The sequence below is a fragment of the Cytophagia bacterium CHB2 genome (assembly GCA_030263535.1).
In the GTDB taxonomy this organism is placed as follows: Bacteria; Zhuqueibacterota; Zhuqueibacteria; order Zhuqueibacterales; family Zhuqueibacteraceae; genus Coneutiohabitans.
The window spans coordinates 17,367-31,493 of the sequence record SZPB01000062.1 but is presented as its reverse complement, the minus strand read 5'-3'; the positions used below and the strand labels follow the sequence as shown (position 1 = coordinate 31,493).

Annotated in this window: 3 protein-coding genes, 2 tRNA genes and 3 rRNA genes; all 8 read right to left on the bottom strand. The window is 52.5% G+C overall.

Going from position 1 to position 14,127, the window contains the following annotated elements:
- A partial coding sequence (locus tag FBQ85_08635; protein ID MDL1875217.1) for a hypothetical protein occupies positions 1-5,180 on the bottom strand: 5,180 nt, incomplete at its 3' end.
- Positions 5,181-5,738: 558 nt separating this feature from the next.
- Positions 5,739-7,559, bottom strand: a complete 1,821-nt coding sequence (locus tag FBQ85_08630) for a PEGA domain-containing protein (GenBank protein MDL1875216.1) — start codon at positions 7,557-7,559, stop codon at positions 5,739-5,741.
- A 261-nt stretch (positions 7,560-7,820) separates the two neighbouring features.
- Positions 7,821-7,937: ribosomal RNA gene (rrf, locus tag FBQ85_08625) — 5S ribosomal RNA — on the bottom strand.
- A gap of 75 nt (positions 7,938-8,012) precedes the next feature.
- Positions 8,013-11,041 (bottom strand): 23S ribosomal RNA (locus FBQ85_08620).
- A gap of 91 nt (positions 11,042-11,132) precedes the next feature.
- Positions 11,133-11,205, bottom strand: a tRNA-Ala gene (locus FBQ85_08615).
- 70 nt (positions 11,206-11,275) lie between these two features.
- Positions 11,276-11,349 (bottom strand) — tRNA-Ile (locus tag FBQ85_08610).
- 112 nt (positions 11,350-11,461) lie between these two features.
- Positions 11,462-13,025 (bottom strand): 16S ribosomal RNA (locus tag FBQ85_08605).
- Together the 16S, 23S and 5S rRNA genes with 2 tRNA genes alongside form the textbook arrangement of a ribosomal RNA operon.
- A 472-nt stretch (positions 13,026-13,497) precedes the next feature.
- Positions 13,498-13,941: a hypothetical protein gene (locus tag FBQ85_08600; protein ID MDL1875215.1), complete on the bottom strand. Its 444-nt coding sequence runs from the start codon at positions 13,939-13,941 to the stop codon at positions 13,498-13,500.
- Positions 13,942-14,127 lie beyond the last annotated feature (186 nt).

The window sequence follows — 14,127 nt, the reverse complement described above, 5'->3', positions numbered from 1 at the left end:
CCGGTACCAAGTGGCGGCGGCGGTTCTTCACTGAAGATATTGTAAGTCGGCGAGGCCGCGTCGATCGGCTGCATGCTCGTTTGTACATTAAGAACGTATCCGCCCGCTGCAGTGGGATTTACAATGCCCGCGGCACTGCTGAAGAACAAAGTAACGTTGGAGCTAGCAGCCAGCGCATTGGGAACCGTCACGACAGCGCGTCGCGAGGCAGGCGTGGTTACCACGGCAGCGGCATTGCTGCCATTTACCGACACGTTGCTTATCGCAATGCTTGCGGGTATTTGCGTATCATTGGGCCAGGTGACGGTGATCGTGCCGCTGCCGGCCGCTAATGCGCCATTTACGCCAAGTGTGAACGGAATGTTATAGCTCGCTATCTGACCAATCGAGTCAGGCGTCACGGTAATGTTACTCACGGTAACGGGTACTGGCGCATCAATCGCGTATGACGGCGAGGTTGCATCCACCGGCTGCGCGCTGGTTTGCACGATCAGCGTATAGTTGCCCGCCGTGGTAGGATTCACCAGGCCGGCTGCGCTGTTGAACAACAACGTCACATTCGAGCTGGCAGCCAAGTTGCCCGGCACTGTAACCACCGCTTGGCGAGTGCCCGCGTTAGTTGTTACCGCAGTGGCATTGACGCCATTGACCGTGACATTGCTCGTTGCCATGCTCGCCGGAACAGTGGTATTGTCCGGCCAGGTAATGGTAATCGTGCCATTTCCACCGGTCAATGCGCCCTTTGTGCCGAGTGTAAACGGGATTTCATAACTTGCGGCAAAGCTGGTGGTATTCGGATTCACCGTGATGTTGCCAACCACAACCGGTACCGGCGCTTCGAGATTGTAGCTCGGCGAGGTTGCTTGCGAGGGCTGCGCGCTGGTTTTCACTTGTAATGTGTAATCGCCAACGCTGGCGGGATTGACGATATCCGCTGCAGCCGTGAAAGCCAGCGTGACATTGGCATTTGCCGCGAGGTTGTTTGGCACAGTGATCACGGCAAAACGATTCGCCGTATTCGTCGCAACATTGCTTGCAGCAACGCCATTCACCATAACCGCGCTGTTCACGATCGCGACGGGCACAACAGTATTGTCCGGCCAGGTCACAGTAATGGTGCCAGAGCCGCCGGTCAAAGCGCCCGTGCTTCCCAACGTGAGGCCGATGGTATACGCTGCGACGGCATTCGTCGTATTGGGATCGACAAGAACACTGTTGACCGCTACCGGCGGTGGCGGTGGCACATAGCCAAAGTAGATCAGGTTGTAATAGATCTGTTTCTCGGAATCATGCTCAACCGTTACCATCAGCCCCGAAGAGTTCGTATGGTTGTGCTGCGCCGTCGAAAGGTTGACAAAAGCATTGACATCGCCCGAGAAAAGGGTTGCTTGCGCCGTATTTTCAAAATCACCTTCGCTGCCGATCGCGACCTTCTTATAATAACCCAAACGATTGCCTTCCGGCGTGCCGATGGCATAGAGTTCATTATTGCTCTGATCGATGCTGATGGTCGGCCGCGTCCACGCGTTGTTGCGATTCACCGGGAACAATTGCCACGAACCGTTGGTGGCGCGTTTGTACAGCCCATTGTCAACAATGGTTGCACCGCCGCCATCGGTTTTGGTGATGAGATAAACCACACCATCATTCGCAACGGCCATATTGATATGATCATCCGAAGTTGTTCCGCTGTAAGAAGGCAGCGATCCGGTTTCATCCGTCCAGGATGATGAGTTGGCGCCGTCTTGGTGGCGCAGAAAACCGACAATCGAGTTGCCGGCGGAGTTTTCTGAATAGCACACGCCCATGTAACTCGTGCCGCCGACCGTAAACGGATGGCAATCGGTGAGCGCATTGTTGTGCAGACCGGATTTGATGACGATTACATTTGACCAGGTTTGGCCTTCATCGGTCGAAACGATGCCCTGCACTTGCAGGCTGTTGGTACGAACGCCCCACAATTCGCCGTTGTTCGCGCGCGAAAAACTGATCGAATTTTCGCCGGAATGAGAGAAGTTCGAGATCGTTACCGGATAGCCGCTATCGATGCTCCAGGCGCCGCCGCTGTAACTCAAACGCAAGAATCTCGACGATGAGGTGCCCGACGCAAAAACATAGAGCTTGTTGCTCGCGTTCACGACAAAGCAGTCCGGGCGATAGGCGCGATCATTCGCAATAACGAGGCCTTGATCGGTCCACGTCGTGCCGTTAAGTTTCCACAGCTTCCATTGATTCTCGCTTTTATTCAGCGCCGTCAGCCACCATTTGCCGTCATGAAAAAAGACCCGGCTTTGATGCGGCTTGTCATAGTCGCCGCCAGTGCCGGCTATCGGTGTGCCGGTGCTCGAGGGCGGCGGGTTGGAGGAAGGATCAATCAAATAACCCGGCGAGGCGGCATCCACCGTTTGCTTACTGGTATGCACGCTTAACGAGTATTCGCCGCTGATGCTGGGATTGGAGATGGAAGCGGCGTTCGTGAAAACCAAACTGATGCTGGCATTGTTGGCAATGGCGTTGGGCACTGTCACGGTTGCCTGGCGCGTGGCGCTGTTCGCGCTGACCGCGAAGGCATTCACGCCGTTCACCGTTACAGCGCTAGTATTAATGCTGCCGGGCACGCTGGTATTGGTCGGCCAAGTAACAGTGATTGTACCGCTCCCGCCCGCAAGGCCGCCGCCAGGCCCAATCGTAACCGGTATCGTATAGCTGCCGATCTCGCCCGCAATATTTGAATTCACGGTGATGTTGCCGACCACAACCGGCGCCTGCGCAGCAATCGTATAGTCCGGCGAATTCGCAATCGCGCTTTGTTTGCTGGTGGTCACTTGCAGCGAATAATTGCCCGCCACTGAGGGGTTGGTAATGTTCGCGCCCGCCGCAAAAACCAGCGTCACATTCGCGCCATTTGCCAAAATGTTGGGAACCGTCACGGTTGCGAGGCGCAGCGCTTGATTCGTGACCACGTTGCTGGCGGCTACGCCGTCAACAGTCACATTTGCTGCGGCAATCGTGTTCGGTACATTCGTATCGTTCGACCACGTAACCGTAATCGTGCCGCTGCCAGCAGATAAACCGCCATGAGGTCCGAGTGTGATGGGAATCGTATAACTGCCCACACTGGCAGCGCCGTTTGGGCTGGCTGTAACATTGCCCACCACCACCGGCGGTTGCGATTGAATGGCATAACTCGGAGAAATTCCCGGAACAACTTCCACACTAGTAAAAACCTCCAGAGTATAATTGCCGGAAACAGGATTGACAACGCCTGCGGCGCTTGTGAAAATCAAAGAGACATTTGCGCTACCGGCGAGCGCTTGCGGCACGGTTACGACCGCCTGGCGCAATACCTGATTCGCCGTAACATTCGCGGCGGCAACGCCATTAACGGTCACATTCGCGGGGGCGATCACAGCAGGAACGAAAGTACCCACGGGCCAGGTGACGGTGATTGTACCGCTACCGCCGGCCAGGCCGCCCGCCGCGCCAAGCGTGAGTGGAATCTCATAAGCGGCAGGATACTCAGCCGTATCCGGGGTCACCGTGATGTTGCCAATCACGAACGAACCTTGAATCGCATATTGTGGAGAAAGGGCGTTTACCGGCTGCGCACTTGTGGCAACTTGCAGCGAATAATTTCCAACGGTAGTCGGGTTGATAATATTCGCGGCGCTGCTGAACGCCAGCGACACATTCGCACTGTTCGCGAGATCTGCAGGGACGGTCACGGTTGCCGTGCGCGCTGCGGTATTCGTGACAACAGATGATGCCGCAACGCCATTTACCGTTACCTGCGCGGCCGCGATGGAGGCGGGAACATTTGTATCATTCGGCCACGTGACAGTAATCGTACCGGCTCCTGCAGTCAAAGCGCCGGAAGTGCCAAGAGTGAGGTCAATCGTATATTCTCCCGGCGTCGCAACCGTGCTGGGAGTCACAATGGCGGAGTTGATCGTTACCGGCGCGCCGCCAGAAACGATATCGATTTTATTGAACCAAATGTCATCAGCAGTCGTGTTATCGCCTGTTATTAATATGTCGGTTGTGGCATTGAACAAACCCGTGGGCGAGCTAATCTCTTCGAATGCCTGCGCCCCGTTTGCGAGCAGAGTCTGTATTGCCGCGCTTGCGAGCGTGCTTTCCTGGCCGATGAAACAAACCTTGTACTCCACAATGTTGCTGCTCATATTCCGGCCCATCGCATAGAGACGGCCATTCTCGCCGTCGATCGCAAGCGCCGGTGACTGCCAGGCCACGCCTGATCCCACCGAATTGACGATGAAAGCTGCCCATGTGCCAGCCGCCGCCGAACGTTTGTAGAGAGTATTGCGAGGATCGGTGGAAGCGCCGCCGGCCGTGCGTACGAACATATAAACATTGTTGGCGCCGTCAACCGCCATGTTGATGTTGTTTTGGGACTTTTCGCTGCCCATTGCGCTCACACTTGCAGACTCATCGGTCCAAACGGTTTCCGCGTCCCCGTCTTTGTGATAAAAAAAGCCGAGCTGCCCCGTGCCATTGCTGTTCGGTTGAGCGTAGCCCACGCCGACAAAATCTCCGGCAGCGGTTGAGTAGGTTACAGCGTCAATGGTGCCTTTGGGGTCCGTGAGATTCGAGGTAATCAAAATTGGGCTGCTCCAGTTGACGCCTTTATCCGAGGAGCGCTTTGCCTCCAATTGCTGGTTGTAGACGCGGAACATCCAAAGCTCGCCGTTTTTGGCCATGGTCATCGCGAGCGGATTGCTGTTATCGGAATGCACAAAATCCTGGAAGTTCTTTTTGGGAAAACCGGGATCAATGGCCCAGACGCCCGCCGCGTAGGTATATCGCCGAAACTTGGGTTTGGTGTGGTGTGAAGCATGAATGTACAACCGCCCGGGGCCATCGGTGGAATCGAGCAGCACATCCAAATTATAGTTGATATTTTTTTCCAACTTATTGGTTCGGGTCCAGGAGGCGCCATCTTGCCGCCAAATGTACCAGGCGCCTTGGGCCTGATGAAAGGCCAATGCCCACCACTTACCGTCATGGTAAAAAACTTTGTTCTGATTGGCTTTCCTATATCCCGCGGTCGTTGTCGATGCGAGTGTTGTGCCGGTTTGCGCCAAAAGATTGCCGCCGCACAAGAGACTCAACACCAGGCCGAAAAGCCCAGCCCGAATTGATCCTGTCATACGATGCATACAAATTTCCCTGTTAAATCGTGACCTGTTCAGTTACAAAACGAAATCAGTCTGTGGCATCAAAAGATGCATGAGTTGCGGGAGGTGAGACCTGCGAGAGCTGCAGTCGAAACAATGACTCTGCCCGGGATTCTGCCAAACGCCCAAAACAAAAATCAGCGTACTCCGAAATCTCCGGGCAAAAGAAGCCGGACAGCGCCTCGTATTTGAACCGTTGCACCAAGCGCTGAGGCGATCGATTGGCCGCAAGGGTTCCAAAAAATTTATGAAACCGTAATGCGTACCAGTCACTTTACCCTCGCAGCCGGTTGAAGCCCATGTTGCGGCAGGTGAGCGTAAACGGCTTGTGCTTAAAATAAACCAGGCCTTTACAAGGCAGAGATGATCGGAATTGGCAACGTTCTATTTTTGTAAATTCGCAAAGAAATTTTATACCAACAATTGTACTTGCTCGCGGCGAGAATGCGTAACTCGAATGATGATAAAAACAAAGCCGAGTATTTGATGGCGGGAACTAACAGGGGGGAACGATGCGAAAGGAAAGGCTACGGTGGATGTTTACTCTTTTCTCATCTGAACAACGATCGGGCGGTAATCGCCGCCGGTTACAATAATTTTTTTGGGGGATTCAATCATTTCATAACCGAAGCTTTTGACGGTCACACGATATTCCCCGGCAATGAGTTTATGGCGCGAACCGTCTGACTTCCACGACGTTTGAACGTTATCCAAAAAAACCGCGCCGAATAAAGGGTCACCGATTTCGTCGAATGCTTGCACACTGATCTCACCGAACAAGTCGATGACAAAGGATTGATCGGAGCCCTCCTTCACCCAAAGGTCGCGTTTCACCGTGGGATAAGACTCTAAACGAATTTGTAGATCATGCCGCCCGGGCGTGACGAGCGCAGTTCTTGCCCCGCTCAGCGGTGCGCCGAGGCTTTTGCCATCGAGAATGATCTCCCCGGGTGGACGCGTCACAATCGAAATCGATACTTTCGTTACAGCCGGCTTTGCGGGGCTTAGGCTGGGCGCAAGCGTCGCCTGCATCGTGGCGGTGCAGTCCTGTTGTATGGTAACGAAGCCGTTCCATGCTTCATACCCAGGCAACGTTAATCTCACGGCGTAGCGGCTTGGTTTCAAGCTGTCAAAGCGCGCCGGCGTGACATGTTTTTGTTGAATACCATTCCAGTAAATGGCCGCACCCGGCGGCGTGCTTTCAATATTTATACTTCCCATCGCAGGCGCCAAAGGCGGCACGGTTGAGGTTGGAGTAGAGCGCGGCGACTTTAGTTGTGCTTGTGCGCTACGCGGTTGCGCGCCGGGCTGGCGGAAGTAATTAAAGAGCGCTACGGACAGCGCGAGGGCGCTAATTCCGACAAACACATAAACGGGAAACAACTTGTTCCCGGTTCGAGGCTTTGCCGGCGAGGTTGGTAGGGACGATCGCGACGTCGGAGTTGAGCCTTGCGGCGGGGTGGAGCTGGTTTGCGGTTTGCGCGTCACCGGCATGGTTGGCAGCGAATAAATATTGCCATGCTTGCCGAGAAGGTCGCCTGGTAAATCAGCCAACGCGGCTAACACTTCGGCGGCAGATTGATAACGTTTTTCCGGTGCTTTTTCGAGAAGTTTTAAAATCAGCGCGTCCACCTCGGGCGATAAATCCGGGTTGAGCGAACGCGGGGCGACCGGCGGCTCACTGACATGCTGATGGCAAACGGCCATCAAATCACCTTTGAATGGCGGCGCGCCGGTGGCGCATTCATAGAGCAACACTCCAAGCGCGTAAAGATCCGAGCGCGGATCCAGTGTTTTGCCACGGATTTGTTCGGGTGACATGTAGGTCGGCGTGCCGATCACATTGTCTCCCACGGTCAGCCGCGAGATTTCATCGCCGCGCACCAAGCCGAAATCCGAGAGCACGGCGTTGTGGCTCTGATCCAGCATGACGTTTTCGGGTTTGATGTCACGATGCACAAAATTATTGACAATGGTTTGGGCATAGGCTAAAGCGGCGGCGAGCTGGCTGGCCACCTGCAAAACAATTTCGTGCGGAAGCGGGCGATTGGGATGAAAGAGGCTGCGCAGCGTGCGCGGCAGGAAGTTCATCACATAATAGTGAATATACTCTTCTTCACCGTGATCGAAAATTTTGATGATGTTGGGATGATCAAAGCGTGCGACCGCAGCGGCCTCGTTGTGGAATCGCTTGACCAGGCTGTCATCGCGCGAGGAATCTTCGTTCAAGACTTTGACGGCTACATCGCGGTTTAAGTTGAGCTGGCGGCCGCGATACACTTCGGCAAATGCGCCTTTGCCATAAAGCTCGATAATTTCATAACGCCCACTACCAAGAACCCGGCCCACGAGCGATGCCATACCAGTCACCTGAAGTTAAGTCCCCCAAAATCCCAGAGCACGATTTCTGTGCAGGGATTTTGGGCTTACTTGTTGACAGGATTAAAATGAAGATAGAGAATTCACCGTTGGAAATTTTAGTCTATTCTGTCATGCTATAATGAAGATCATGAGGGCAAAAAGCAACCAAATTGTCAGTACAGAAACGGGATTTCAGCAGGAAAAGCGTGGAGTAGAGATAAAAAAGGCCTTCTCGATTTTTGATCAAGAAGGCCATATAATTCCCGGCAACGACCTACTCTCCCACCTCGTTACCAAGGCAGTACCATCGGCGCAGGAGGGCTTAACGACTCTGTTCGGAATGGGAAGAGGTGTGACCCCTCCGCCAAAGTCACCGGAATTTTTCAAATTTATAAAATAACTAGATGTAAGCTCTTGCGATTAAATCCAAAAAAACATCTGTTGAAGAGATAAAAAAATTGGTTAAGCCGCACGGCTGATTAGTATCACTCGGCTAAAAATGTTGCCATTCTTGCACCTGTGACCTATCGACCTCGTCATCTGCGAGGAGCCTTTAGTGGCCTTACGGCCAGGGAAATCTCATCTTGGGAAGGGTTTCGCGCTTAGATGCCTTCAGCGCTTATCCCATCCGGACACAGCTACCCAGCTATGCCATTGGCATGACAACTGGTATACTGGAGGTCCGTCCACTCGGGTCCTCTCGTACTACGAGCAGCATCCCTCAAATTTCCTACGCCCACAACAGATAGGGACCGAACTGTCTCACGACGTTCTAAACCCAGCTCACGTACCGCTTTAATTGGCGAACAGCCAAACCCTTGGGACCTTCTCCAGCCCCAGGATGCGATGAGCCGACATCGAGGTGCCAAACCGGGCCGTCGATGTGAACTCTTGGGCCCGATAAGCCTGTTATCCCCAGAGTACCTTTTATCCGTTGAGCGACGGCATTTCCATACACTACCGCCGGATCACTAGCCCCTGCTTTCGCACCTGTTCGACCTGTTAGTCTCACAGTTAAGCTCCCTTATGCGCTTGCACTCTACGCATGATTGCCGACCATGCTGAGGGAACCTTTGGGCGCCTCCGTTACAGTTTGGGAGGCGACCGCCCCAGTCAAACTACCCACCTAGCAGGGTCCCTACACCCGATCAGGGTGCCAGGTTAGTGTCTCAATATAACAAGGGTGGTATTTCAAGGTTGACTCCCCGACGGCTAGCGCCGCCGGATCGACGTCTCCCACCTATCCTACACATGCAATACCGAAACACAGTGCTAAGCTATAGTAAAGGTTCATGGGGTCTTTCCGTCCCGTTGTGGGAAACCGGCATCTTCACCGGTACTACAATTTCGCCGAGCCTCTGGTTGAGACAGCGCCCAAGTCGTTACACCATTCGTGCACCATTCGTGCAGGTCGGAACTTACCCGACAAGGAATTTCGCTACCTTAGGACCGTTATAGTTACGGCCGCCGTTTACTGGGGCTTCGATTCAAAGCTTCTCCCGATTGCTCGGGATAACCTCTCCTCTTAACCTTCCAGCACCGGGCAGGTGTCAGTCCGTATACGTCGTCTTGACGACTTCGCACAGACCTGTGTTTTTAGTAAACAGTCGCCCAGGCCATTTCTCTGCGATCCCGCTTAGCTTTGGTCCGCGAGGGACCTGACCAAGCAGGACACCCCTTCTTCCGAAGTTACGGGGTTAGTTTGCCTAGTTCCTTAACCAGAGCTCGCTCGAGCACCTTAGGATTTTCTCCTCATCTACCTGTGTCGGTTTGCGGTACGGTCGCCTATCGATCTCACTTAGAGGTTTTTCTTGGCAGCATGGTACATGTCAGTTGGTTTGGCAAAAGCCGCATTTCCCATTCGCTTCTCGGAGTCGTGATCGAGCGGATTTACCTACCCGATCCTCCTACCAGCTTAGACCAGGACATCCAACGCCTGGCTGACGTTCCCTTCTGCGTTACCCCATCGTTCAGACGATCTCAAGACGGTACAGGAATATTCACCTGTTTTCCATCACCTACGCCATTCGGCCTCGGCTTAGGGACCGACTAACCCTGAGCAGATTGACTTTACTCAGGAAACCTTAGATTTTCGGTGTCCCGGGTTCTCGCCGGGATTATCGCTACTTATGCTGGCATAATCATTTCCACGTCCTCCAGCACACCTGACGGTGTACCTTCGCAGGTTAGTGGAACGCTCCTCTACCGCTCAATCTTACGATTGAGCCCACAGCTTCGGTGGTAGACTTAGTCCCGATTATTATCGGCGCAAAAGCGCTTGACCAGTGAGCTATTACGCACTCTTTAAATGATGGCTGCTTCTAAGCCAACATCCTGGTTGTCTAAGCGATTTCACATCCTTTCTCACTCAGTCTACACTTAGGGACCTTAGCTGATGATCTGGGTTGTTTCCCTTTTGGCGAAGAAGCTTATCCCCCCTCGCCTGACTCCCATAGAGCAAGTGTACGGCATTCGTAGTTTGGTTGGGTTTGGTACCCTTGTGAGAGCCCTAGTCCATCCAGTGCTCTACCTCCGTCACTCTCCTATGAGGCTAGCCCTAAAGCTATTTCGAGGAGAACGAGCTATTACCAAGTTTGATTAGCCTTTCACCCCTACCCACAGCTCATCGCCAGAATTTTCAACTTCCGTGCGTTCGAGCCTCCACGACCTGTTACGGTCGCTTCACTCTGGCCATGGGTAGATCACCTGGTTTCGCGTCTACTCTATGCAACTCAATCGCCCTATTTGGACTTGCTTTCGCTTCGGCTGCTCTGCTAAACAGATTAACCTTGCTGCATAGAGTAACTCGCCAGCTCATTATGCAAAAGGCACGCGGTCATCCCGCCGAAGCGGGACTCCCACTGCTTGTAGGCATACGGTTTCAGGTACTATTTCACTCCCCGCCAGGGGTGCTTTTCACCTTTCCCTCACGGTACTGGTTCACTATCGGTCACGAGAGAGTATTTAGTCTTGGATGATGGTCCACCCGGATTCCCACGGGATTTCACGTGTCCCGCAGTACTTGGGAGAAGAACCGAGGAAGACATTATCTTTTCGCCTACAGGGCTATCACCTTCTTTGGCCGGCTTTCCAGATCGGTTCGACTAAGATAATGTTTTTTGACTTCCCGACAGAGCTGCATCTCTATCCAGTTCCTTCCCGCAACCTCTACTGCACAACGCACGCAGGCTTGACATGCAGTAGATTTAGACTGTTCCCGTTTCGCTCGCCGCTACTTCGGGAATCGCATTGGCTTTCTTTTCCTAGAGGTACTGAGATGTTTCAATTCCCTCTGTTGTCTCCTTCCTGCCTATGTGTTCAGCAGGAGGTATCCCGCTCGGGCGGGATGGGTTATCCCATTCGGAAATCTCCGGATCTTAGATCGTTTGCATCTCCCCGGAGCTTATCGCAGCTTACCACGTCCTTCATCGACTTCTCGTGCCAAGGCATCCACCATATGCCCTTAGTAACTTAACCAAAAATCTTTACCTCAACAACAGATGTGATTTCTGGAAAAAAATACTAAAGCTTACATCTAGAAATTTTCAAAGAACTGTTTCACTAAATCTGTTATGGAGCTGATCGGGATCGAACCGACGACCTTCGGCTTGCAAAGCCGACGCTCTCCCAGTTGAGCTACAGCCCCTTGCAAACGGCAAGGGGCAAGCGGCAAATAAACTTTTTCGTCTTTTGCCCCTTGCCTTTTGCCCTTTGCGTGGGCCTGAGTGGAGTCGAACCACTGACCCCTGCGTTATCAGCACAGTGCTCTAACCGTCTGAGCTACAGGCCCAAAACTAAGTAAGTGAGATAATGACAAAAATAAAAAAGCGTGCACACCACATGTTGCGAAGTCAGGATTGGTAATCTCTAAATCTTGTAGAAACCTACAAGACGAGACTCCCTAGAAAGGAGGTGATCCAGCCGCACCTTCCGGTACGGCTACCTTGTTACGACTTCGCCCCAGTCATCGATCTCACCTTAGGCGCCTCCATCCTTGCGGTTAGGCCGGCGACTTCGGGTGCTATCGACTTCCATGGCGTGACGGGCGGTGTGTACAAGGCCCGGGAACGTATTCACCGCGGCATGCTGATCCGCGATTACTAGCGATTCCACCTTCATGCAGTCGAGTTGCAGACTGCAATCTGAACTGAGGCTGGTTTTAAGGGATTTGCTCCACCTTGCGGTCTTGCTGCCCGTTGTACCAGCCATTGTAGTACGTGTGTAGCCCTGGACATAAAGGCCATGAGGACTTGACGTCATCCCCGCCTTCCTCCGGCTTATCACCGGCAGTCTCCCTAGAGTTCCCAGCATAACCTGTTGGCAACTAGAGATAAGGGTTGCGCTCGTTGCGGGACTTAACCCAACATCTCACGACACGAGCTGACGACAGCCATGCAGCACCTGTGCTGGCTCCTTGGTAAACCAAGGTCCCTTCCCTTTCAGGTTGGTAACCAGCATGTCAAGCCCAGGTAAGGTTCTTCGCGTTGCATCGAATTAAACCACATACTCCACCGCTTGTGCGGGCCCCCGTCAATTCCTTTGAGTTTCAACCTTGCGGTCGTACTTCCCAGGCGGGGCACTTAATGCGTTAGCTGCGGCACTGACCCCGACAGTTCGGGGCCAACACCTAGTGCCCATCGTTTACGGCGTGGACTACCAGGGTATCTAATCCTGTTTGCTACCCACGCTTTCGCGCCTCAGCGTCAGTTACGGACCAGAAAGCCGCCTTCGCTACTGGTGTTCTTCCCGATATCTACGCATTTCACCGCTACACCGGGAATTCCGCTTTCCTCTTCCGCACTCAAGAATAGCAGTATCAGAGGCAGACTCGAAGTTAAGCCTCGAAATTTCACCACTGACTTACCATTCCGCCTACGCGCCCTTTACGCCCAATAATTCCGGACAACGCTAGCCCCCCCCGTATTACCGCGGCTGCTGGCACGGAGTTAGCCGGGGCTTTCTCTGAAGGTACCGTCAAATCCCGATACAATCGGAACTATTCGTCCCTTCTAACAGAGGTTTACGCACCTTGATGCTTCATCCCTCACGCGGCGTTGCTGGTTCAGACTTTCGTCCATTGACCAATATTCCTCACTGCTGCCTCCCGTAGGAGTCTGGGCCGTATCTCAGTCCCAGTGTGGCCGATCACCCTCTCAGGCCGGCTATCGATTGTCGCCTTGGTGAGCCATTACCTCACCAACTAGCTAATCGACCGTAGGCTCATCTCAGAGCGTTATCATGATAAATCATCATAACTTTTACAAGACACCCATGCGAGCATCTTGAATTATCCGGTATTAGCCCCACTTTCGCGAGGTTATCCCAGTCTTTGAGGTAGATTGCCTACGTATTACTCACCCGTTTGCCGGTTTACTAGGGGTATTGCTACCCTTTTCTCCCTGACTTGCATGTGTTAGGCACGCCGCCAGCGTTCGTCCTGAGCCAGGATCAAACTCTTCGTAGTTTGTTTTTGACTCATGGAATTGACATTCACAACACAATGTTGCGCACGCTTTTATTTTCAAAGAGCAATTACATCCGCGTTTATTTTATCGCGGCAGCAAATATAATCAATCGAGCTTCTGAATGCAACTTATTTTTTACTGCAATTCAAAAATATTTCACATTGTCTTATCTGAGGTTACAACGAATCTCAGAAAATAGCGTTCCACCAAATCGCACATCAAAACAACGATGCTTATTACAAATCAATTCGAACATCAATATAAACTAAATTTTACAAAAACATCTACTCCGCTGACTCCCGACAAAATTTCCCAAACTTCATATCTCTCCCCATCAATACTAAATCGGGCGAAAATGAAAATCTCGCACCCTCACGATGGTAAGCGCCGATAGCAAATGACATCGTCCAATCAAAACCATCGACTTCAAAAATATCCGCTCTCATAACTCACTACAATCGGCAGGTCTCCAACTATTTTCCCGGCGGATTAACCGTCACTCGTATCGGCGTGTTGCCGCTATTCTTTACCGAAATATCGACCTCCGGCTCTTTCAACTTTTTTTGACGATCACTCAAATCGTCCATCAATTTCTTCGGGTCCGGTTCGGATGGAATTCGTCTCAAATCAAAAGTGCCACTCGGCGAACAAAAACTGATGTCGTCCTTCTCCTTGCTCAGTTTCTGATCATGAATCGCCGCGACAGAGAAGGTCTCGATTTTGCCTTTTTCGAAGGTGGGGTTGGTGACAACAATGAGCCGATTTTTGTTCGTGGTGGCGATGCCGGAGTTGACAAGCTCTATCCCGGCGGAAGTCTTAATGCACGACTTACCTTCGACGAAGTGCTCAACCTTTTCTCCCGGATTCAGAGCTTTCTCGACAACTTCCTTGGTCTTTTTAAAGTTGAAAATGGGCATGTTCATCCCCTTTCACTTTGAAGTGTAAGTAACATTGAATTTTGATCGCTTGCGGTAACCCTCCAGTCGCCAACTCCGACACACTTCCTTACTGAACTTAGACACGATTTGTGGACATGCTTTCACAGCCCGATGCTTTTGCCTCAGACACGCTGCACGCCTCATTCGACTAATTTTGTTCACTGT

Coding starts and splice junctions, on each gene's coding strand:
- FBQ85_08630 (MDL1875216.1), bottom strand. CDS start 7,559: ATGGCATCGCTCGTGGGCCGGGTTCTTGGTAGTGGGCGTTATGAAATT.
- FBQ85_08600 (MDL1875215.1), bottom strand. CDS start 13,941: ATGCCCATTTTCAACTTTAAAAAGACCAAGGAAGTTGTCGAGAAAGCT.